Origin of the sequence: Telluribacter sp. (genome assembly GCF_035998675.1) — a bacterium.
In the GTDB taxonomy this organism is placed as follows: domain Bacteria; phylum Bacteroidota; class Bacteroidia; order Cytophagales; family Spirosomataceae; genus Telluribacter.
The window spans coordinates 95,770-118,093 of sequence record NZ_DASYHI010000024.1 but is presented as its reverse complement, the minus strand read 5'-3'; the positions used below and the strand labels follow the sequence as shown (position 1 = coordinate 118,093).

The window sequence follows — 22,324 nt, the reverse complement described above, 5'->3', positions numbered from 1 at the left end:
AACTGGGCTCCATATAAATATAGGGATTGGAAAGTATCTTTCCAACCCCTATATTTATTACCGATCATACTACATTCTACATCCAATGAATCGACTGCTGTTGTACCTCCTTTGCTTTGGCCTTATGCCAGGCCTGACCTCTTGCCCAGGTACTATTTTTAATAAACGACACGGGAAGTTTCAGGAGAAAACGATTAATCTGGAAGAATTTAACTCCGATACGGACGATTACAATTCGGACCTCCCCTCAAACCGGGGCGGGCAGGAGTATATAATATTTTCGTCTAAACGCGACCGTAAGAACGTATTCAATCTGGTAGTCAAGCCCTTTGAATTCTTTTACGACGACAAAGCTGAGCAACTCAAAGCCCGGATCGGCAGCTTTCGTGGCTTGCACTTAGAGCGGGAGGAACACTACTTCCACCTACTCACGCAGAAGGCGAACCAGAACAGCAATGTACTGGGGCCGGTGATTTACTCGTATGATAAAGTTCCCCTGGGCTCCGAAAGGTACCTGCTGTTCTTCGCCGACGACAGCAAGGGGAATCTCCAGATCAAGTTTGTTCATAACCTTACCGACAAGAATATCGCTGAAGGTCCATTTGAAGTGAGCTGGCTCAACAGCCCCTTCGACGATGCCTACCCTACCTTCACGAACGACTTCTCGACTCTGTACTTCTGCTCCAACCGCGACGGCAACTTTGACATTTTTGAGGTAGTTCTACCTACCGACAGAACCCAGCTTCTGGAAACCCTACTCTCAAATAAGCCTATAACCGTTACCAAAAACACCCGACTCTCTTCTCCTGCTGACGATAAGTGCCCTCACTTTGTACCAGACTGGCCGGGTAATGCCATGTACTTTGTATCTAACCGTCCCGGCGGGTACGGAGGCTTTGATATTTACTATTCCCTTTCTGCCAGTACTTCCAGCGTGAGGCCACAGTGGAGCACTCCCAAAAACCTGGGTAAGCGCATCAACACCGCCTACGACGAGTATCGTCCTGTTGTACCCCGGGACCGGAACTACTTTACCTATCACTTGGGCATCTTCTCGTCTAACCGTCCCGGCGGCAAGGGTGGCTTTGATTTGTATATGGCGGGCTTTTTAAAGAGCAAGGAAACCCAACCTTGATAATGAGAAAAGTAGTTTACCAGACAAGAGCGGCAGCCCGATGGGCTGCCGCTCTTAGCTTTATCAGTACCAGTACTTAAAATAGCTCGTAGAGAATAAAATCTGCACTCTCTATAAACTCTTTAATTACAGGTGCTTTGTCCAAAATAAGATCCGCTAGGAAGGCGGTGGAACAATTACCGGTACGAATCCATACTACTTTTGGAGGTGCTGAATAGGCATTTAGTAGTCGCACGAAGTCATCATCCAGCGTTACCACTGCGTCAAATCCTTGCGAGCGTGCATACATAAATATAGTATGGTCGTTAGCATCTATAAGGCCCTCATCTTTAACATGTCTTATCGTAGCAGGAAATCCTTCTATTTTTCCTAACAACCGGTAAGAAATATTCTGGTCTACCAACAGCTTCATGCCGCAACATCAAAAAATGTACGGCGCTGAAGGAGCGCTGAAAATTCAAGAGCTACCAGAATATCCTCCCTGGTAAGTTCCGGAAAGTCTTCCAGAATATCCTCCGTAGTCATTCCGGAGGCCAGCCAGCGGAGTACATCCTCAACGGTTATGCGCATTCCCCTTATACAAGGCTTCCCGCTGCGCTTCCCCTCTTCCAGTGTTATGATATTCTTAAAAATATACATATTTCCTAAATTAAATTAATAGCGATAACCACCAACCCTCCTACACCAGCTTCTTGTACTTTATGCGGGTCGGCGTAGCTTCTGTACCCAGGCGTTTGCGGCGATTTTCTTCGTATTCGGAGAAATTCCCCTCAAACCAGTATACCTGCGACTCGCCTTCAAAGGCCAGGATGTGCGTAGCCACGCGGTCAAGGAACCAGCGGTCGTGGGAGATTACTACGGCGCAACCGGCAAAATTTTCCAGACCTTCTTCCAGCGCCCGCAGGGTGTTTACGTCCAGGTCGTTGGTAGGCTCATCGAGCAGCAGCAGGTTACCGCCTTCCTTGAGCATCAGGGCCAGGTGTACCCGGTTGCGCTCTCCACCCGACAGGTTCCCTACTTTCTTTTCCTGGTCGGCTCCCGCGAAGTTGAACCGGCTTACGTAGGCGCGGGCGTTGACCTGCTTGCCGCCCAGCATAACCCATTCGTTCCCGTCAGAAATGGTTTGAAATACCGTTTTATTAGGGTCCAGATTATCGTGTTCCTGGTCCACGTACGACCACTGCACCGTTTCACCTACATCAAAATGCCCTTTCAGTGGTTTGGACTGGCCGGTAATTAGCTTGAATAGGGTGGTTTTACCCGCTCCGTTGGGTCCGATAATACCTACGATTCCCGCTGGTGGCAACGCGAAGCTCAGGTCTTCAAACAGCAGCTTGTCACCATAGGCCATCGCTACATCGTACGCTTCTATAACCTTACTACCCAGGCGCGGACCCGCCGGGATGAATATCTCCAGCCTCTCCTCCTTCTCCCTACCTTCTTCACTCAACAGCTTTTCGTAGGCGCCTAAGCGGGCCTTGGATTTGGCCTGCCGGGCTTTGGGAGCCATTTTTACCCACTCCAGCTCACGCTGCAGGGTTTTCTGCCGCTTCGACTCCTGCTTTTCTTCTTTCTTCAGGCGATCCTGCTTTTGCTCCAGCCAGGACGAGTAGTTGCCCTTCCAGGGGATACCCTCGCCCCGGTCTAGTTCCAGAATCCAGCCAGCCACGTTGTCAAGGAAGTAGCGGTCGTGCGTGACGGCAATAACGGTACCTTTGTACTGGCGCAGGTGCTCTTCCAGCCACAGTACCGACTCCGCGTCGAGGTGGTTGGTAGGCTCATCCAGGAGCAGTACATCGGGCTGGCGCAGCAGCAGACGGCACAGGGCCACGCGGCGTTTTTCACCGCCCGACAGGTTGGCCACAATAGCGTCCGGCGGCGGACAGCGCAGGGCATCCATGGCTATTTCGAGGCGGTTGTCCAGGTTCCAGGCGTCGGTGGCGTCCAGTTTTTCCTGTACTTCACCCTGCCGTTCCAGCAGTTTATCAAAGTCGGCGTCAGGCTCACCAAAGGCTTCGTTGATCTGGTCAAACTCCTTCAGCAGGTTTACAATCTCCTGTACGCCTTCTTCCACTACCTCTCGCACAGTTTTTGTAGCATCAAATTTGGGCTCCTGCTCAAGCATACCCACAGAGTACCCGGGCGAGAAAACTACCTCTCCCTGAAAATCTTTGTCTATACCGGCTATAATGCGTAATAAGGTGGATTTTCCGGAGCCGTTAAGGCCTAAAACACCTATCTTGGCCCCGTAAAAAAAGGACAAATAAATGTTTTTAATGATGTATTTATTAGGGGGAATTATCTTGCTAACACCCGCCATCGAGAAAATAATGGTTTCGTTACTCATTTTTTAGTTAATTTGTGCTTGGCAAATATCAATAAATAAACCCTTACAATAAAGCAGATAAAAAGTGAAATAATGGAAAATGCCACATTAATGGATGAATACGGCTACGTCAAAGACGGCAAAGTATTTTTAAAGGGGTACCTGGAGTACCCCGATCGGCAAATAGGCGAAGTGAAGCGCACAGAACAGGAAGCTATTGATTATTTCAAAAATCGTTTCACGATTGCTGAAAGTAAAGTTGCGCAACTGGAGCAGGAAGTACTTGATGCCCAGAACAAAGGGTCGTACCTGACTAAACTGATGCAGCTTCGTCGCAAGCTGATCGGCTTCGATGCCATCGGTGATTTTATTCCTCTGCTCGAGCGTCTCGATAAAGCCGAAGCTTACCTCACGGACCTGATCCATTCCAATCAGCTCAAAAACCTTGAGATCAAGCGGGCGCTGATTGAGGATGCCAAAACCGCTGCGGCCATTGAAGACTGGCAACAGGCTACGGACGAGATTCAGGAGGTAAAAGCCAAATGGATCAGGACCGGACCGGTTGACAAGGAGTACCAGGAAGAAGTTGAGACTACTTTCCAGGGCGTTCTGGATGATTTCTTTCAGCGCCGTCGTGACTTCTTTGCCGAGCAAAACCGGATCACGCAGGAACGGGTGGATGAATACGAACGCCTTATTAAGCTCACCAAGCAACTTAACTGGGGCAATGACCTGGATGGTTCCTACCAGAAAGCCCGCGAAATTCGGCAGGCCTGGAACAATGTAGGAGAAGTACACCCCAAGAAATTTTTTAAGATTAATAAAGCCTACCGTCACTTTTTAAAGCTCTTTTACGATAGGTACAATACCGCCAAAGGCATTGAGCCAAAAGTAAAAGTAGACCCGCGCGTACTGGAACAGCAGAAACTGCTCACCCAGGCCGAATCGCTGCTTAGGAATGAAAACATAGTAGTAGCGGCGGAGCAGGCCAAGGTACTGCTGAGCAAATGGAAGGACATCAAAATACCGTTCCGGCTTGTTGATAAGGATATGGCGGAGAAGTTCCGCTCTACCTGTGACAAAATATTTGAGCTTAGCTACCTGGCCCGGGTTATCCACCGCAAGTACCCCGCCTTTGAGCTTAAGAGCGAGGAGGAGCAGATCCGTACCCAAATCCGGGAAATGGAGTGGCTCGTCAGAAGAGAAAGAACTGACCTGGAGCTGGCTACTCAGAATATGGAAAGTATGCTAACCGGCAATGAAGATGAAGACAAGCAGTTGATGGGCCGGGTCAATATTCAAAAGCGCAAAGTAGCTATGAAGGACCGTATCCTGCGTGAGTTCCAGAAAAAGCTCGATTCCCTTAGCTAATTTCCTTCATCGACGACTTACGTATACTAAGCTTTGTCTTGAGCACCCTGGTTTCGTAGGAAACCGGGGTGTTTTTGCTTTCAATCAGTTCCAGCACCAGTTCGGCGGCCTGCTGCCCCATTTCAAAGGAAGGCTGCGCTACTGAACTAAGAGGGGGATCGAGCAGCGCCGAAATGGCCAGATCCGAAAAACCCATCAGGGCCACATCTTCGGGCATACGGTACCCCAGCTGACGTAACGCCCAGTGTACCCCCAGGGCTATGCGGTCCGAGGCGGCAAAGATGGCGTCGGGCCGCTCCCGGAGCGCCATCAGCTGGTAAGCCCGCTCGGTACCTTCGGCCTGATTATACTCGCTGTAAACTACCCACTCCTCCCGTAGGGGCAGTCCGTACTGGTTCAGGGCGTCGCGGTAGCCGTTGAACCGGTTTTGGCTAATCGAGAGGCCAGAGGGGCCCGCAATGTGAGCAATGCGCCGACAGCCCCGCTTAATCAGGTGCTCGGTGGCTTCAAATGCCCCCTTGTAGTCGTCTACAATTACTTTATGCGTAATGACCTCGTCGCTGACCCGGTCAAAAAACACCACCGGAATATCTTTCTCCTGCAACTCCTTAAAGTGGTCGTACCGCTGGGAACTGCTGGCGATGGAAACAATGAGCCCGTCGGCCCGGCGGGTAGCGATGTGCCGGGCATCTATCAGCTCCCGCTCGTACGATTCGTGGCTTTGATAAATCATAACGTGGTAGCCCCGGCTGTAGGCCACGTCCTCTACCCCGGCAATGGCCGAAGAAAAAAAGGCATTGGCGATATCAGGTACTATAATACCGAGCGTATGCGTGCGGTTATTTAGCAGGCTCAGGGCAATCGGATTCGGGGAATAGTTCAGTTGCCGGGCCAGTTCAAGTACCCGTTGCTTGGTTTCTTCGCTTATTTCAGAGCTGTCCCGCAGGGCTCTGGATACCGTTGATTTGGATACGTTCAGTTCGCGCGCTATTTCTTTAATGGTAACTGAGGCCTTTCCCATAGACATTACTTGAAAAATACAATTATTCCCGTATATTATTTGCTCTACTAACTACTCTTCTTCCGCACCATATTTTCAAAATTATAAAATTTCCCGGAAAAAGACCGGCTTTCGGGAACGGTCCCGGGAACGGTTGCGTAGATTTATTGCTTTTTTTCAAGAAGTTTTTTTGTATTACAACGGTTTCCTCTGTAAACTCCATAAGATTATAGGTAATAGTCCTATTGAATCAATCAATCGTTTTCATAAAAAATTACAATTTCCTTACCTCACACAAGTACCATGGAAATCACTGCTGTTACCTCAGCCCCTTTTGCCTCACGCCGGTCCGGTGGTATGGAGGTCCTGTTCGGTAAAGTCGTCCGGGAGGGCGATTATACCGCTTTCCGCGAGTTATTTACTCGCCATTACCGCTCCTTGTGTACCTACGCCATGCGGGTGGTAGTGGTACGGGAAATCGCCGAAGAAGTAGTTTCGGATGTATTTGTAAAGCTCTGGAAAAACCGGGAGCAGATTGAGGTACATACCTCTTTCGAAGCGTACATGTACCGGGCGGTACGCAACCAGGCGCTCGACTACCTTAAGCTGCGCTCGTACCGCTGCCGTGAGCGCGACTCGCTGGACTCGGTGCAGTGGAGCATGGCCCACGCCGACCATCATACTCCCATGGAAGAGGTGGTGTTCAATGAATTCTACGACCGGGTGGAAGGCTGTATCAGTGACCTGCCCCGGCAGTGTCAGGTGATATTCCGGCTCAGCCGCGAAGAAGGCCTGCGCTACCGCGAAATTGCCGAACGCCTGCAGATATCGGTCAAGACCGTGGAAACCCAGATGGGCCGTGCCCTGAAGGTACTGCGTGAGCGCGTACCCGAAAACCGCTTGGTGGCCTGAGTGCGGGTAAAGGAGCGGGAATGTCGTCTTCTTTCTGATAATACATTTTTTGGTAATTGAACTACTTTTTGAATGGCTCTTGAACAGACCTGGCGCTGGTTTGGCCCGAACGACCCGGTATCGCTGCCGGATGTACGGCAGGCCGGTGCTACGGGTATCGTAACGGCGCTTCACCACCTGCCCAATGGTGTGGTGTGGAGCGTAGAAGAAATACAAAAACGAAAAGCCACCATAGAAGCCGCCGGATTAGCGTGGTCGGTGGTGGAAAGTGTACCCGTACACGAGGCGATTAAAACCCGCACCGAGGGCTTTCAGGAGTATATTGATAACTACAAAGAAACCCTGCTGAACCTGGGCCGGAGCGGCATTGATACCGTCTGCTACAACTTCATGCCCGTACTGGACTGGACCCGCACCGACCTGAATGCCCCCATGCCCGACGGCTCCACCGGCCTGCGTTTTGATGCTACCCATTTTGCCGCCTTTGAGCTGTATATACTGAAGCGGAGGGGCGCGGAGCAGGAGTACAATGACGAACAGAAGCAGAGGGCCCGGCAGTGGCTGGACGGCGCTACCGACGAGCAGGTACATAAGCTTACCCGTAACATTATAGCCGGACTCCCCGGCTCCGAGGAAAGCTTTACCATTGAAGAATTCAGGGAGGTACTTGATACCTACAAAGACATAGATGACGCCAGACTGCGCGAGCACCTGTATCTGTTTGTACAGGAAATAGCGCCGGTAGCCGCCGAAGCAGGTGTACGGCTTTCCATCCACCCCGACGACCCGCCGTACCCTATTATGGGCCTGCCGCGGGTAGTAAGTACCGAGCAGGACGCGCAGCAGCTCCTGAAGGCCTGCGATATACCCGCCAACGGCATTTGCTTCTGCACCGGCTCGTACGGCGTACTCGCCGACAACGACCTGGTAGGTATGGCCGAACGACTGGCCGATAGGGTGCATTTTATTCACCTGCGGGCTACCCGCCGGGAAGCCGACGGCAGCTTCTACGAAGCCGACCACCTGACGGGCGACGTAGACATGTATGGCGTTATGAAGGCGCTCCTGAAGGAGCAGAAGCGTCGGCAGAAGGACGGGCGGAGCGACCTGCGCATGCCCTTCCGGCCCGACCACGGCCACCGCATGCTCGACGACCTCACCGCCGTCAAAAAGATTAACCCCGGCTATACCGCAATTGGCCGCCTGCGGGGACTGGCTGAGCTGAGAGGCCTGGAAATGGGAATAGAAAAATCGGGCGTTATATAGCCTTTAAATCCAATACTAAAACAAGATTAAACAAGATATTCGATGCTTGTCCTTCAACACACCGCACAGAAGACCTTCCTTACCGAAGATTTCCTGCTTCGTACCGAAACAGCCCGGCAACTGTACCACCAGTACGCCAGCACAATGCCGATAATTGACTACCACTGTCACCTGTCGCCCGAGCAGATCCTTAACGATACACAATTCGATAACCTGACGCAGGTGTGGCTGTACGGCGACCATTACAAATGGCGGGCTATGCGTACCAACGGGGTACCTGAGCGGTACTGTACCGGTGATGCCAGCGACTGGGAAAAATTTGAAAAGTGGGCCGAAACGGTACCTTATACCATGCGCAACCCGCTGTACCACTGGACCCACCTGGAGCTGCTACGGTACTTTGACATTGATATTTTACTGAATAAAGATACCGCCCGTGAAATTTATGACGAGTGTTCGGCCAAGCTGAAACAACCCGAATACAGCGTACGGAACCTGCTGCGCCGGATGAACGTGGAAGTGGTATGCACTACCGATGACCCCATTGACGCGCTTGAGGCGCATCAGCAACTCCGCGACGAAGAATTTGACATACAAGTACTACCTACCTTCCGGGCCGACAAGGCCATGCTGCTCATTGACCAGCCTGGGGCCTTTGCTGAGTACGTAGCCAAACTGGCGGCTTCGGCCGGAGGTACTATTCAGGCGCTCGACGAGTACCTACAGGCGCTGCGCAGTCGGCACGCGTACTTCGATGCCATGGGCTGCCGCCTCTCCGACCACGGTCTGGAGCAGGTATACGCCGACGATTTCGATGAAGCTACGGTAGTTGCTATCTTCCAAAAGGTACTGGCGGGTGAAGTACCTACTCCGGCGGAGTCCCGCATGTTCAAGTCGGCGATGCTGTACTGGCTGGCCCAGTGGGATGCCGCCAGTGGCTGGACCCAGCAGTACCACCTTGGCGCTCTGCGCAACAACAACTCCCGCATGACGCGCCTGCTTGGCCCGGATACCGGCTGGGACTCTATCGGCGACTTCAGCCAGGCGCAGGCTCTGACCCGCTTTATGGACAAGCTGGATTCCACCGACGAACTGGCTAAAACAATTATCTACAACCTGAACCCATGTGACAACGAAGTGATCGCTACTATGGTGGGTAACTTCAACGATGGCAGCGTAGCGGGTAAAATTCAGTTTGGCTCGGGCTGGTGGTTCCTGGACCAAAAGGACGGCATGGAGCGCCAGATAAACGCCCTGTCGAATATGGGCCTGTTAAGCCGCTTTGTAGGTATGCTCACCGACTCACGCAGCTTCCTGTCGTATCCGCGCCACGAGTACTTCCGCCGTATTCTTTGCAATCTTATTGGCAATGATGTGGAGAACGGGGAGCTACCCAACGACCTGCCCTGGCTGGGCAAGCTGGTGCAGGACATCAGCTACAACAACGCCAGGAATTACTTTGGCTTCTGAGGGTAGGTAGGCGCTGTTGGCTGCTTATTAAAGAAATTGCTTGCACGACTATTAGGAGCGGACTGCCCGGCTGTCCGCTTTCCTGAAACTAAATTCAGCTACACTACCAGCCGTTCACCCGGCCTTTTGTAGTGATTTTATAACCTTTTACTGTTTCCCGCATGATTACCAAGCCTGTCATTACCCCTGCTGCGAACCCGCAGGTCCCCAAGCCCGTCGGTAACTACCGCTGGCGTATCGTGGCGCTCTTGTTTTTTGCTACGGTTGTCAATTACGTGGACCGTACGGTACTCTCCTTTACTATTATTGATGATAATTTTAAAAGAGATATGCTGGGCCTGTCGGCCAATCAGCCACTTACGGAGGCTGCCGTGGCAGAGTTCAAGGTCCAGATGGGCTATGTAGACGGGGCCTTCAAGCTGATGTATGCCTTAGGCTTTATCCTGATTGGCTGGCTGATTGACCGCATTGGTACCAAGAAAGGCTACTCAATAGGCATATTTCTGTGGAGTCTGGCCGGCATAGGTACTGCCTTTGTCGGTTCGCTGATGGGGCTGCGCTTTATGCGGGGGCTACTGGGTCTTGGCGAAGCTTCCAACTTCCCGGCGGCTATCAAGACCGTTGCCGAATGGTTTCCCAAGAAGGAACGCTCCCTGGCCAACGGTATCTTCAACGCCGGTACTAATATTGGCGTTATATTAACCGCCCTGACCATTCCCTTCCTGACGCTGGCCTACGGCTGGCGGGCTTCCTTCCTCATTACAGGAGTACTGGGTGCTTTTCTGCTGATATTCTGGTGGGTACTGTACAGTAAGCCCGAGGAGAACAAGCACCTGAGCAAAGAAGAGCTGACCTACATCAACAGCGATGCTTCTGAGGAGCAGGCGCAGGAGAAGATTCCCTGGATCAAAATGCTGAGCTACCGCCAGACCTGGGCGTTGATGGTAGGTAAGTTTCTGGCTGATCCTATCTGGTGGTTTTACCTCTTCTGGTTGCCTGACTTTTTTAATACCAACGAGGCCCTGGATCAAAAGCTTGACCTGAAAACCGTGGGTATTCCCTTCCTGGTGATATACCTCGTTTCAGATGTAGGGAGTATATTCTTTGGCTGGTTGTCGACAAAGTTCATGCAGATGGGCTGGTCGCTCAACAAAGCCCGCAAGACTACCATGCTCATTTGCGCCCTCTGCGTAGTACCTACGTTCTTTGCCTCTCTTACTAATAATATTTATATAGCTATCGCTCTCATCGCGCTGGCCGCCTCAGCTCACCAGGGTTGGTCGGCTAACCTTTACACCTTTGGCTCCGACCTGTTCCCTAAGAGCATGGTGGCCTCCGCTACCGGTATCGGTGGTATGGCCGGTGCTATCGGTGGTACTTTGTTTGGTATTATAACAGGTATCGTGGTGGCGTATGTAGGGTACTTACCACTCTTTATATTTGCTTCCGTGGCTTATCTGCTTGCGCTGGGTATTATCCAGCTTATCCTGCCTCGTTTGGAGCCTATCAAAAAAAGTGAAATAGCATAAATAGTAGTATATTGAAGGCTCCCCTGTCAGGGGAGCCTTTTTATTTTGCATATTACGTATCTAATGGCTCAGATTATTACATTCGGCGAGGTACTTATGCGGTTAAGTACCCCCGGATTTGCCCGCTTCGAACAAGCTCAGCAGTTCAACGTTACCTATGCCGGTGGTGAGGCCAATGTCGCCTCGGCGCTGGCCTACTGGGGTCACTCTACCGCCCACGTCACCCGCTTTCCCGATAGCCCCGTAGGCAGGGCGGCGGCGCAGTACCTGCGCTTCCACGGCGTAGATATTTCCCACATGCTGTACGGCGGTAACCGCATTGCCGTCTACTTCCTCGAAACCGGGGTAGCCATGCGCCCCAGCCAGATTGTGTACGACCGCCAGTTTTCGTCTTTTGCGGAAATCAACCCGGCTGAAATTGACTGGGGCCACATCCTGAAAGACGCAACCTGGTTTCACTGGGCGGGTATCACCCCGGCCTTGTCGCAGGCGGCGGCCGATGCCTGTCTGGACGGAATTAAGGCTGCCCGCCGACGTGGGCTGACCGTGTCCGGTGATATATTTTATAGGTCCAATTTGTGGAAATACGGCAAAAAGCCTTCGGACATACTCCCCGAGCTGACAGCCGGTACCGATCTGGTGATAGGCAGTCCGTTTATATTTAAAGATATTTTCGGTATTGAGCCGGGAGCCACTTTCGAGGAGTCGTGTCAGCGTCTCCATAATGCTTTTCCGCAGGTGAGCCGGGTAGTCGACACCCACCGGACCTCCCTCAGCGCCAGTCATAACCTGCTGCGGGCGTCCATGTGGAACGGTAGTAAGGTACTTGAAACCGAAGACGTGGAGATAAATCCTATTATTGACCGTGTGGGTGGCGGCGACGCGTTCATTGCCGGGCTTATCCACGGCCTCCTTACGTTCAACGACGAGCAGCGCGCCCTGGAATTTGGCGTGGCGGCCTCGGCCCTGAAGCATACCATTGAAGGCGATGCGCTGGTATCGACCGAAGCCGAGGTGGAGGCCATCCGCCAGGGAGATACCTCCGGACGGATTAAACGATAGCTACAAACAGGTACTTATCCTGCAAATAAAGATTCTATGGCATCTATTGATAAAAATACCATCATGACGCTCATGCAGGAAGTGGGCATTGTTCCCCTCTTCTACCATGCCGACTCGGGTATTGTTAAAGAAGTCCTGAAAGCCTGCTACGACGGGGGTGCCCGCGTTTTTGAATTTACTAACCGCGGCGAAAACGCTTACGATACCTTTGTGGTGCTGCTGGGCTACGCCCGGGAAAGTCTGCCCGGTATGGCGTTGGGTATAGGTACTATCTACGATGCCGACACCGCCCAAAAGTTTATTGACGCCGGGGCCGATTTTATCGTGGCACCTTTTATGAATCCCGAAGTAGGTAAGGTTTGCGCGGAAGCCGGTATTCCCTGGCTGCCGGGTATTGCTACGCTGACGGAGATCTTCCAGGCGCAGCAGGCCGGAGCCGAGGTAGTGAAGGTGTTTCCGGGCGACGTAGTAGGACCGGGCTTTGTGAAAGCCGCCCGCGGCCCGATGCCCCACCTGCGCATGATGGTGACCGGCGGCGTACAGCCTACCCCGGAGAGCCTGCGGGAATGGTTTGAAGCGGGTGCCTACTGCGTGGGGCTGGGTTCTAATCTGTTCCCGAAGGAGGTACTCGCCGCCGGCAACTACGCCTGGATTACCGATAAAGTAGCGGAGAGTATCCGGCTGGTTAAAGAAATCAGGTCTTAATTCCACTAGCTGCACCAATTACCCTATGGTACCTAAACCCTACGTAGCACTTGGTGCAGCCCTGCTGGTAAGTCTGGCGGGAACTATTTTCCTTTCATTTCAAAAACAACAGGCTCCCGCCCGTCCTAATATCATCATCATTATGGCGGATGATATGGGCTACTCGGACATTGGAAGCTACGGCGGCGAAATACGGACGCCAAATCTGGACGCGCTCGCACAGAATGGTCTCCGGTTCCGGCAGTTTTACAACGCTGCCCGCTGCTGTCCCACCCGCGCTGCCCTGCTGACGGGCAAGTACCCCCATCAGGCGGGTATGGGCCACATGGTAGTGACCGGTAACGCTACTCCTGCGCCGGGCCCCTACCAGGGGTACCTCAACGAAAGTACTACCATCGCTGAGGCGCTCCGTGAAAAAGGTTATAGTACCTACATGGCCGGTAAATGGCACGTGGGCGAAAAACCCGAGCACTGGCCCCGTAAGCGCGGTTTTGACCGGTACTTCGGCCTGATCAGCGGCGCCAACAGCTACTTTGAAATCCTGCCGCAGGAAAAGAATATCCGGCAAATAGTACTTGACGACAGCCCCTGGACTCCTCCCGCTACGGGCTTCTACATGACCGACGCCATTACCGACTACGCCCGGACTTTTCTCAAAAATCATTTTACGCAGCAAAAGGAGAAACCATTCTTTCTGTATGTAGCTTATACGGCTCCCCATTGGCCGCTGCACGCCCTACCGGAAGACATAGCCCGCTACGAAGGACGTTATGACAAAGGCTGGGACGTATTGAACCAGGAACGTTTCGCCCGCATGAAGCGCCTGGGCATTATTGATAAATCGTATCAGTTGTCGGAGCGCGACGCTGCCATTCCTGCCTGGGAGCAGGTAGCTAACAAAAAAGAGTGGAGCCGGAAAATGGCTGTATACGCCGCCATGGTTGACCGCATGGACCAGGGGATAGGCCAACTGGTCGGCCAGCTCAGAGCTAGCGGCCAGCTGGACAATACGCTTATCTTTTTCCTGTCAGATAACGGCGGGTGCCACGAGAACATTGATGGTAAAAAATTCAACGACCCGAAGGTACCCATCGGCGAGCGCGGCTCGTACGTAGCCTACGACAAATCCTGGGCTTTTGCCTCCAACACGCCGTTCCGTAAGTACAAAAGCTGGGCCCACGAGGGTGGAATAGCTACACCGCTAATCGTACACTGGCCCGCCGTAGTGAAGCAAAAAGGACAGATTACGTCGCAGGTTGGTCACGTAGTAGACCTGATGGCTACCTGCCTGGATGTAGCCAAAGTACAAAAGCCTGATCAGGACCTGCCCGGCCAGTCGCTGCTACCGGTTTTGAAAAATAAGAATCTGACGAAGGAGCGTACGCTCTACTGGGAGCACGAGGGCAACCGCGCGGTACGTAAGGGAAACTGGAAACTGGTGTCGGGCAAACCCGAAAATAAGTGGGAGCTCTTTAACCTGGCGCAGGATCCCTCCGAAACCCGTAACCTGGCAGCCACCAATCCAGGCAAAGTAGCCGAACTACGGCAGCAGTATGAACAGTGGGCGGCTCAGGTAGGGGTAAAGTAAGCTCAGGCGGCTCCTCGTTTAGCTCTTTTTGCGTTCTTCCCGCCGTTCCTTTCTTTCCTGCTTTCTTTCCTCCCGCTTTTGTTGTCTTTCCTCTTTTTTACTGGTTGCCCCGGTATTTTTATCCGCCTCCCCTTCCGAAGAGCTAAATAAATCGCCAAATTCCACCGAATGGTCAAATTCCGCTTTAAAAGCTTCTATATAGGCATTACGAACCATGCCGCCCAAAATAGGCCAGATGCTGGTATTAACACTACTTACATCGCCCTGCAGGGGAATGTTGGTAGCCACCTGCTCCTTTTTCTGGTTTTCCAGAATCTCTTTACCGCCCTCGGCCAGTAATTCTTTGATAAAACCACCGACCCCCCGTTTTTTCTCTTTGTTATTCTCTTCTTTCAGCTTAAATATCTTCATATCCTTGGTGAGCGGCTTTACGTAGCCTTCCAACTTTCCGTCGTACATAGCCAACTCACTGTAGATATTAATAGTACCCTTTTCGAAGTCAATACCCGCATATTCCTGGGCTAACTTATTAAGCTCTACCAGCTGCACATTGTTAAAGCTAAGGTTATAGTCGAAATCGGGCGTTTGCTTCAGCAGCATCATATCCGCATCAAAATTCAGCTTACCACCGTAGCCCTGCAGGTCTCCCGAGGCTTTAACCGGCGAAGGCAAACGCACCCCTTTCTCCTCCACATTCCGTATGTTTTCTATCTGAAGCTGAAAGTTTTTCATGGATAAGTCGGTACCCGCTTCGCCTATTACATTGGCCAGGTCTATCTGACCATTGACAATAGCAAACCGGTTGATCTCGAACGGCATCAGGTCTTTTACTACCTGGGTCCAGTCGTTTTCAGTACCTGTCTGGCTGGCACTTTCGTCATTACTGAAAGCAAAGTTGATTTCTCCATTATGGATAACTACCTCTCCTACTACCTTTCCTTTCAAGAGCGACTTCCATTCTATGGAAAGGTCGGTCAGGGGTAACAGAATAAATGGCTCTTTTACCGAACCATTTACTTTCTGAATATTCATTCCTTCAATCTGGTAGGCTCCCCGCAACAGGGCAATATTTACATCTTCTATCCGGCCGGTGTAGCCTTCCATGTCCGCCAGGACCTTATTGACGTAGCGTACCACAAAGAAGGGAAGCAAGAGCCGGGCTATAACCAGTACTACTATTATTCCCAGCAATATCTTGACAGATTTTCTCAAGGTCTTCCATTGATTAAGTGAAAAAATCTTCTCCTACACAAGTAGAAGAAGATCAATGGAAGAGTTATCAAAAAATTATGCCAATAGAAATAGCTGTAACCACTACCCGCGTAGCGGCCCTTTATTTGCCCTAAATCAGGAAGGTACTGTGGCGGCCAGCAGTTTTCTGGCCCCATCGGTTTCTATCAATTGAATGGCTTCTGTAACGGCCTCGGCGAAGCCTGCCAGGGCGGTCAGGTCGCTTCCCCAAAGCTGGGTGTCGGACAGGACGCTCTCTACCAGCCTGGGCAGGTCGGAGCCGTGCTGCTGCCAGGCGGCATAGAAGTAGTCAGCGGAGTCGCAGCGAATGGGGTACTTCTCGCCATTACGCAGGCCGAAGTACTTCCCGTCGGCTTGCTCCACGGCTTTCATAAACAGCAGGTAGGCCGCAAAACCCTGGGCTATTCGCTGAGGTACTGCGTTTGAGTGGCGGTAGTGGTTCTGCAAGGTAGGTACATTACGCATCCGCATCTTGGCCGTGTACTGTACTGTAATGTCAATAAGCTGGTGCCGGATAAACGGGTTACGGAAACGGTCCAGTACTTCCCGACCAAACTGCCGGGCCCGCTCCAGCTCTAGCTCGTACGGAATGGCCGGAGCCAGTTCGTCCAGCATTAGTTCTGTTATGAAACGCTCGGTTTCGGGCGTTTCCATACTTTCCCGAACCGTGTCCAGCCCGGCCAGGTAGCAGAGGCCCACGCAGAGGGTATGGGTACCATTCAGCAGGCGCAGCTTGAGCTCACGGTACAGGTCAATGTTGGGGGCTATAATAACGCCCCGGTCGGCTTCGGCAAAACTTAGTACTGCGCGTACCCGGGCGTCGCCTTCAATGGCCCACAACCGGTATACCTCCGACATAATGAGCAGGTCGTCCTGGTACCCCAGCCGTTCGCTCAGCTCAGTTAGGGTTGCTCTATCCGGCTGGCCGGGTACAATACGGTCGACCAGTGAGCTGCAAAAGGAATTATGCTCTTCAACCCATTGAATAAAGGCCTCTCCCAGCGCGTGCCGGCGGGCTTGCTCCAGTACTATCTCCCGTAGTTTGGGACCATTGTCCAGGATGAGTTCGGTGGGTACTACAACCAGACCACTTTCCGGTGAGCCATCAAACGCCTTGAATCGTTCTAACAGAAAAGCGGTAAGCTTGCCCGGAAAAGAAGCGGGCGGCGAAGCCTGCAAATCATCGTCGGTGAGCTGAATACCTACTTCGGTGGTATTGGAAATAATAATTTTTATATCAGCACTACGGGCGCAGTCCAGTATGTCAGCCCAGTCGGTGCGGGCCGATAGGGTACGGCTAATGGCGGTATTGATAATATCTTCCTGAACGGGAGCCCCGTCTTCAATGCCCCGGATGCACTGGGTATAAATATTTTCCTGCTCGGCAAAGGCATCTACCCCGCCCCGGTCCGTTGATTTAACTACGACAATACGCCCGTTAAATACACCCTGCTGATTAGCTTTATGGACAAAGTAGTCAGGCAACCCTCGCAGCAGTACTCCGGTACCAAACTGAACGATTTTTTCGGGTAAGGCAAGCAGTCGTTCTGAATCAGGACAAAGTTCGGGCTGTTGTATCAGTAGCTGGGGTGTAAGGCGCGTCATAGAAATCTGAATAATAGGTGTTCAGTCAGTAAGACGCTTTTTTACGTTGGCAACCCCTACCTAAAAGCAAAATGGCGCGCCGGGCGGCGCACCATTTTTTTAATTACTTTATTCCTTACAAAGGCCCGAAAAATTCAGAGTACATTCACCTTAAGCATGGTATCTTCTGCTTCTTTTTTCTCCTCGGGTAGTATAAACCGGATCGGGTTGGAGACTTTTTCGGGTAGTAGTGCTACGGCCAGTACTTCATCAACGGTGTCTACGTAGTGGAATGTCAAGTCCTTGATATAGTCAGCATGTACCTCCTCCACGTCTTTCCGGTTCCTGACACACAGGATAATATCCTTCACACCCGCCCGACGCGCCGCCAGTATTTTTTCCTTGATTCCGCCTACTGGTAGTACCTTGCCGCGCAGGGTAATCTCCCCGGTCATGGCTACGTAGGGCTTTACCCGGCGCTGTGTAAATATAGAGGCTACCGAGGTAAGCATAGTAATACCGGCCGAAGGGCCGTCTTTGGGTACGGCACCCGCCGGTACGTGTACGTGCAGGTCGTAGTGGTTAAAAATACGGTAATCGATTCCAAAGCGCTCGGCGTGGGCTTTCAGGTACGAAAGGGCCGTAACCGCCGACTCTTTCATAACATCGCCCAATTGTCCGGAGAGGGTCAGGTTGCCTTTGCCCCGGCTCAGGCTTGACTCAATGAACAGGATTTCACCGCCCACTGAGGTCCAGGCCAGGCCTGTTACCACGCCGGCAATATCGTTGTCCTGGTAGAGGTCCTTATCAAATATTTCGGGGCCCAGCAGTTTCTCTACCTGCTCTTCCTTGATAACTTTTGTGTACTCCTGCTCCATCGCGATAGATTTGGCTATTTTCCGGACCAGCGCTCCTACCTTCTGCTCCAGCATCCGGACGCCCGACTCGCGGGTATAGCCTTCCACTATACGCAGCAGGGCCTTGTCTTCGATCCTGACGTCGGTTGACTTAAGACCGTGCTCCTTGCGCTGCTTGGGTACCAGGTACTTCTTGGCTATCTGTAGCTTTTCCTCAATGGTATAACCGGTCATTTCGATGATCTCCATCCGGTCACGCAGGGCCGGGTGAATGGTTTCGAGGGAGTTGGCGGTCGCTACAAACAAGACCTTCGAGAGGTCATATTCTACTTCGAGGTAGTTGTCGGTAAAGGACGAGTTTTGCTCGGGGTCCAGTACTTCCAGCAACGCCGAAGCCGGATCGCCCCGATAGTCGGAGCTGACCTTATCGATTTCGTCCAGAATAAATACCGGATTCGAAGAGCCCGCTTTCTTGATATGCTGGATCACTTTACCGGGCATGGCCCCGATGTAGGTTTTGCGGTGCCCGCGGATTTCCGCTTCGTCGTGTACCCCACCCAGGGCCATCCGGATGTACTCCCGGTTTAGTGCCTTGGCGATGGATTTGCCCAGGGAGGTCTTACCTACGCCCGGAGGGCCGTACAGGCACAGAATGGGGGCTTTCAGGTTATTTTTTAGTTTCAATACCGCCAGGTACTCAATAATGCGCTCCTTTACTTTTTCCAGGCCAAAGTGGTCCGAATCAAGTACCTTCTGCGCCCGTACCAGGTCAAAATTGTCTTTGGTATATTCACTCCAGGGCAGCTCTACCATCGTTTCGAGGTAGTTAAGCGTAACCGGGTACTCCGGCGCCATGGGATTAACCCGCTGGAGCTTGCTCAGTTCCTTTTCAAAATGCTGCCGTACCGACGGGGGCCATTTTTTCTGGCTGCCTTTCATCCGGAGCTCGTCCATGTCACGTTCGGGGCTGTCGATGCCCAGCTCGTCGTGCAGTACCTTGATCTGCTGGCGCAGGAAGTAGTCCCGCTGCTGCTGGTCAATGTCCGAACTGGCCTTGGACTGTATCTCCCGCTTCAGTTCCAGCATTTCGATCTCGCGCATCATGAACTGCAGCAGCAGGTTGGCCTGCTTATGTCCGTTGGTTTCTTCCAGGAGCCGCTGTTTATCACCTACGTCCACGTTGAGATTAGACGACAAAAAATGAATCAAAAAGATGGGACTTTCGATATTATCTAGCGCAATACGGGCTTCCTGGGGTATTTCGGGGTTTAGCCGCATAATGCGGTGCGCGCCGTCGCGGAGCGACTGTAGCAGGGCTTTGGACTCCTTGCGGTTAGCGTACGCGAACGAATCTTCTATGGCCGCTACACTAGCGGTTATGTACGGCTCTTCCCGCACAATATCCTTAATCTGAAAGCGCTGACGCCCCTGTACTATGATCGTAACGTTGCCGTCGGGCAGGGTAATCATTTTCAAAATATGCGCTACGGTACCTACCCGGTACAGGTCGTCGGCCGAGGGGTCTTCTTTGAGCGGTTTCGCCTGGGTAACCGCTCCCATTATGCGGGAGTTGATGTCGGAGCTCCGGTAGATTTTCTTGACCAGCCGGATGGCTTTCTGCCGTACTACGGTCACAGGAATGACCATACCCGGAAACAGGACGGTCTGGCGAATGGGTAATATTGGAAGTTCATCGGGGACATCAAATGGCTCATCAGAGCCTTCTGGCCCACCAATGGGGACAATTTCGAGAGTATCGAGGTCGGTATCAGACATTAGTATCCGACTATAAAGATCAGAATTTTCAAAGTTCATAGGCATTCTGTCAGCATGACAGAGATTCTTTTCCCAATTTACTATTAAATATAAAAAAGAAAGGGAGTGTATATGATAAAATAGCCGTGCCACCTTCCGGTTTGTCAGCCTACCTGTCGTAAGCGCCGGTTTAGCCCCCGCTGGCTCGTTTTCGCCCGTTAGCGGAGGGGGTGCAGCGACTGTCCTTTTTTAAATAAAATCGTTTTTTTACCCGTAGGTAACTTTAAGTTCAGCATATTCATCTGGTCACTGAACACTTCCATCATCAAATTGTTCTGCAACGTCCAGCCTGCCAGATTTTCGGGAACGGGTACTTCCAGGTATATCCAGGTGGCATCTGCTTCCTGCTCTTTGCCCACGTACTGAAAAGGGCGCTGCTGCTGTCTGGAATCAGTAAGTACGAAACTTTTGCGCAGGTACCTTTCTATGTAGGTACCGTTCTGGTCGTTGTTATTGACGACAAACCGCTGGTTGTTGTTTTCAACGGATAAAGCTTTCTCGAGGTCGTCGGTAAATACCCGAATGCTTATCTCCAGGGCTTTTTGGGCGGGGTTATACTGCATTTGGGTAACACTCACGTGGTACTCATGAGCAGGTTTGGCGGCGGGCCACGCTACCAGCCAGGCTGGCGTAAGTAAGGCCAGCCCCCCCAGCGTCAAATACGTGATCAGTCTCTTCATCATAGCTTTTTCGCAGCCTGGCAGATATGGCTACGACAGTCCGCGCTCCGGAGTAGCAGCGTGGACTGTCGCAAGCACTAAACTTTACAATGTTTTTAAAAAACTGCTTTCCAGACGTCGTTGAAGATAGCAAAGGCCATGAGCCCCAGCAAAAGTACCATTCCTACTTTCTGAGCATTTTCAAGGAAGCGGTCCGAAGGCTTCCGGCCCGAGACCATTTCATACAACAGTATCACGGAATGTCCTCCGTCGAGCGCCGGTATGGGCAGGGCATTCATAAAGGCCAGTACCATCGACAGCAGGCCCGTCAGGAACCAGAACCGGCCCCAATCCCACACGCCACCAAACATACGCGCTATACCAATGGGTCCGCTCAGCGCCTTAGAGGCCGACACCTCACCCCGGAATATTTTCCCGAAACCTTTTACATTATTATAAACGACCCCAAAGGCTTCTTTCGTACCTACTACCATGGCCTGGCCCAGGGTATAGTCTACGGTGGTGTAGTTGAGCAGGCTTTTAGCCTGGAAACCCAGCGTACCTTCCGAAGTAACCTCCGACGTCAGGGTTTCGCGCTGGTTGTCCCGCTGCACCGTCAGGGCTACGGTTTTTCCTTTCAGAGAATCCAGCGTCTGCTGAAGGTGGTGAAAAAACTGAACTGGTTTCCCATTGACCGCTACAATACGATCGTTGGCTTTAAGTCCCGCTTCTTCGGCGTAGGTATCCGGTACTACTTCTCCTACTACAAAAGGCTCGGCGGGGCGGATAAAGGTGCCCTTTGCTTCCGGCTCCGACAGCTTTTCAATAAAATTATTAGGTATATCAATATCAATCAGTTCGCCATTACGCTCTACGGTATAAGAGCTGCCGCTTCCCAGGAACACGTCTGAGCCTACCGCCTCACTGAAATCATCAAAATCCTTGCCATTTACTTTAACGATTTTATCGCCGGTCTGCAGGCCAATTTCCCGGGCCAGATCGCCCGCTACAATACCAAAGCGATTGACCTCTTCGCGCGACAGGAAGCGGTCGCCGTTGCTGTAAGCGATAGCTACGAAAATGATTATTCCTACAATAACATTGACGATAATACCTCCCAGCATCACGATCAGCCTTTGCCAGGCTGGCTTCGCCCGGAACTCATACGGCTGGGGTTCGGCGTTCATCTGGTCGGTATCCAGTGACTCATCAATCATTCCGGATATTTTTACAAACCCTCCCAGGGGTACTGCTCCCAGACCATACTCGGTTTCGCCCCGCTGAATACTCCATACCTTGGGCGGAAAACCTATGAAATATTTCTCTACTTTCATCCCGAACATCTTGGCCGCGACCAGGTGTCCCAATTCATGTAAGCCTACTAGTATGGACAAGCCCAGAATGAGCTGCCCGGCCATAATCAATACTTCCATTCAGTTGTTTATAAATAGTAAAAAAGCCAGTATCAGGTGATATAACTTCTTGGTACTCTATCACCTGCTACCTCAGTTAGTTAGCAAGAGGTTTACGTTTTTTAAGCCCTGAAATTGTCTTTTCGGAGGCTTACCATCAAAGAACGTAAATCCAATCGGTAAAGTTACGCAAAAGGCCTGATTTCGTCGGTACGCGTCCTGCATATTATCCTACATGACCCGCAGCCTGGGTCATGAGCTGCCCTGAAGCCTAAAAAAGGCCGGGAGCATCGCCCCCGGCCTTTTGACAATCTGACACCAATATAATTGTTTACTTAAGAAGCTGTTTGAGTTAACCTTATTATAATCAAAATGGGACTTT

At 51.8% G+C, this 22,324-nt stretch carries 18 protein-coding genes; 9 read left to right on the top strand and 9 right to left on the bottom strand.

Features of this window, described 5'->3' with window-relative positions:
* The first annotated feature begins 85 nt into the window (after positions 1 to 85).
* Positions 86 to 1,135, top strand: a complete 1,050-nt coding sequence (locus VGN67_RS22145) for a hypothetical protein (RefSeq protein ID WP_327489266.1) — start codon at positions 86 to 88, stop codon at positions 1,133 to 1,135.
* A gap of 76 nt (positions 1,136 to 1,211) precedes the next feature.
* Here VGN67_RS22145 and VGN67_RS22140 read toward each other — a convergent pair whose 3' ends face one another.
* Genes VGN67_RS22140 through ettA form a run of 3 tightly spaced genes read right to left on the bottom strand, consistent with a single transcriptional unit; the run spans position 1,212 to position 3,482 of the window.
* On the bottom strand, positions 1,212 to 1,547 hold the full coding sequence (locus VGN67_RS22140) for a DUF5615 family PIN-like protein (protein ID WP_327489264.1): 336 nt from the start codon (positions 1,545 to 1,547) through the stop codon (positions 1,212 to 1,214).
* Positions 1,544 to 1,774, bottom strand: coding sequence for a DUF433 domain-containing protein (locus tag VGN67_RS22135; protein WP_327489262.1), 231 nt, complete (start codon positions 1,772 to 1,774; stop codon positions 1,544 to 1,546). Before VGN67_RS22135 ends, VGN67_RS22140 begins: the two co-directional genes overlap by 4 nt.
* Before the next feature lie 40 nt (positions 1,775 to 1,814).
* Positions 1,815 to 3,482: an energy-dependent translational throttle protein EttA gene (gene ettA, locus VGN67_RS22130; protein ID WP_327489260.1), complete on the bottom strand. Its 1,668-nt coding sequence runs from the start codon at positions 3,480 to 3,482 to the stop codon at positions 1,815 to 1,817.
* Between the two features lie 72 nt (positions 3,483 to 3,554).
* On the opposite strand from ettA, the gene VGN67_RS22125 reads away from it, so the two are divergent.
* Positions 3,555 to 4,832, top strand: coding sequence for a DUF349 domain-containing protein (locus VGN67_RS22125; RefSeq protein WP_327489258.1), 1,278 nt, complete (start codon positions 3,555 to 3,557; stop codon positions 4,830 to 4,832).
* Here the strand turns inward: VGN67_RS22125 and VGN67_RS22120 are convergent.
* Positions 4,825 to 5,853 (bottom strand): LacI family DNA-binding transcriptional regulator, encoded by a 1,029-nt coding sequence (locus VGN67_RS22120; protein ID WP_327489256.1) that lies wholly within the window; start codon positions 5,851 to 5,853, stop codon positions 4,825 to 4,827. The two genes, VGN67_RS22125 and VGN67_RS22120, sit on opposite strands and share 8 nt — an antisense overlap.
* A 282-nt stretch (positions 5,854 to 6,135) precedes the next feature.
* Here VGN67_RS22120 and VGN67_RS22115 point away from each other — a divergent pair, with 282 nt between their 5' ends.
* The 7 genes from VGN67_RS22115 (at position 6,136) to VGN67_RS22085 (ending at position 14,364) form a co-directional block, all read left to right on the top strand.
* Positions 6,136 to 6,744, top strand: coding sequence for an RNA polymerase sigma-70 factor (locus VGN67_RS22115; protein WP_327489254.1), 609 nt, complete (start codon positions 6,136 to 6,138; stop codon positions 6,742 to 6,744).
* 72 nt (positions 6,745 to 6,816) lie between these two features.
* The gene (uxuA, locus tag VGN67_RS22110) at positions 6,817 to 8,010 is read left to right on the top strand and encodes a mannonate dehydratase (protein WP_327489252.1); all 1,194 of its coding nucleotides are present in this window, start codon (positions 6,817 to 6,819) and stop codon (positions 8,008 to 8,010) included.
* A gap of 42 nt (positions 8,011 to 8,052) precedes the next feature.
* The gene (gene uxaC / locus VGN67_RS22105) at positions 8,053 to 9,480 is read left to right on the top strand and encodes a glucuronate isomerase (RefSeq protein ID WP_327489250.1); all 1,428 of its coding nucleotides are present in this window, start codon (positions 8,053 to 8,055) and stop codon (positions 9,478 to 9,480) included.
* A gap of 161 nt (positions 9,481 to 9,641) precedes the next feature.
* On the top strand, positions 9,642 to 11,009 hold the full coding sequence (locus tag VGN67_RS22100; RefSeq protein ID WP_327489248.1) for an MFS transporter: 1,368 nt from the start codon (positions 9,642 to 9,644) through the stop codon (positions 11,007 to 11,009).
* 63 nt (positions 11,010 to 11,072) lie between these two features.
* Positions 11,073 to 12,071 carry a sugar kinase gene (locus tag VGN67_RS22095; RefSeq protein ID WP_327489246.1) on the top strand — a complete coding sequence of 333 codons (999 nt, stop codon included), beginning with the start codon at positions 11,073 to 11,075 and terminating at the stop codon, positions 12,069 to 12,071.
* 36 nt (positions 12,072 to 12,107) lie between these two features.
* A complete protein-coding gene (locus VGN67_RS22090; RefSeq protein ID WP_327489244.1) occupies positions 12,108 to 12,776 on the top strand; it encodes a bifunctional 4-hydroxy-2-oxoglutarate aldolase/2-dehydro-3-deoxy-phosphogluconate aldolase in 669 nt (222 codons plus the stop codon).
* A gap of 25 nt (positions 12,777 to 12,801) precedes the next feature.
* Positions 12,802 to 14,364, top strand: a complete 1,563-nt coding sequence (locus VGN67_RS22085) for an arylsulfatase (protein WP_327489242.1) — start codon at positions 12,802 to 12,804, stop codon at positions 14,362 to 14,364.
* Positions 14,365 to 14,382: 18 nt separating this feature from the next.
* Here the strand turns inward: VGN67_RS22085 and VGN67_RS22080 are convergent, their stop codons facing one another.
* From VGN67_RS22080 to rseP, 5 genes are all read right to left on the bottom strand, one after another.
* The gene (locus tag VGN67_RS22080) at positions 14,383 to 15,576 is read right to left on the bottom strand and encodes a DUF748 domain-containing protein (RefSeq protein ID WP_327489240.1); all 1,194 of its coding nucleotides are present in this window, start codon (positions 15,574 to 15,576) and stop codon (positions 14,383 to 14,385) included.
* Between the two features lie 135 nt (positions 15,577 to 15,711).
* Positions 15,712 to 17,220: a tagaturonate reductase gene (locus tag VGN67_RS22075; protein WP_327489238.1), complete on the bottom strand. Its 1,509-nt coding sequence runs from the start codon at positions 17,218 to 17,220 to the stop codon at positions 15,712 to 15,714.
* A gap of 134 nt (positions 17,221 to 17,354) precedes the next feature.
* Complete coding sequence (gene lon / locus VGN67_RS22070) at positions 17,355 to 19,832, bottom strand: endopeptidase La (RefSeq protein ID WP_327489236.1); 2,478 nt, start codon at positions 19,830 to 19,832, stop codon at positions 17,355 to 17,357.
* A gap of 197 nt (positions 19,833 to 20,029) precedes the next feature.
* A complete protein-coding gene (locus tag VGN67_RS22065; protein ID WP_327489234.1) occupies positions 20,030 to 20,554 on the bottom strand; it encodes a DUF6702 family protein in 525 nt (174 codons plus the stop codon).
* 92 nt (positions 20,555 to 20,646) lie between these two features.
* Complete coding sequence (gene rseP, locus VGN67_RS22060) at positions 20,647 to 21,963, bottom strand: RIP metalloprotease RseP (protein WP_327489232.1); 1,317 nt, start codon at positions 21,961 to 21,963, stop codon at positions 20,647 to 20,649.
* Between the last annotated feature and the right edge of the window lie 361 nt (positions 21,964 to 22,324).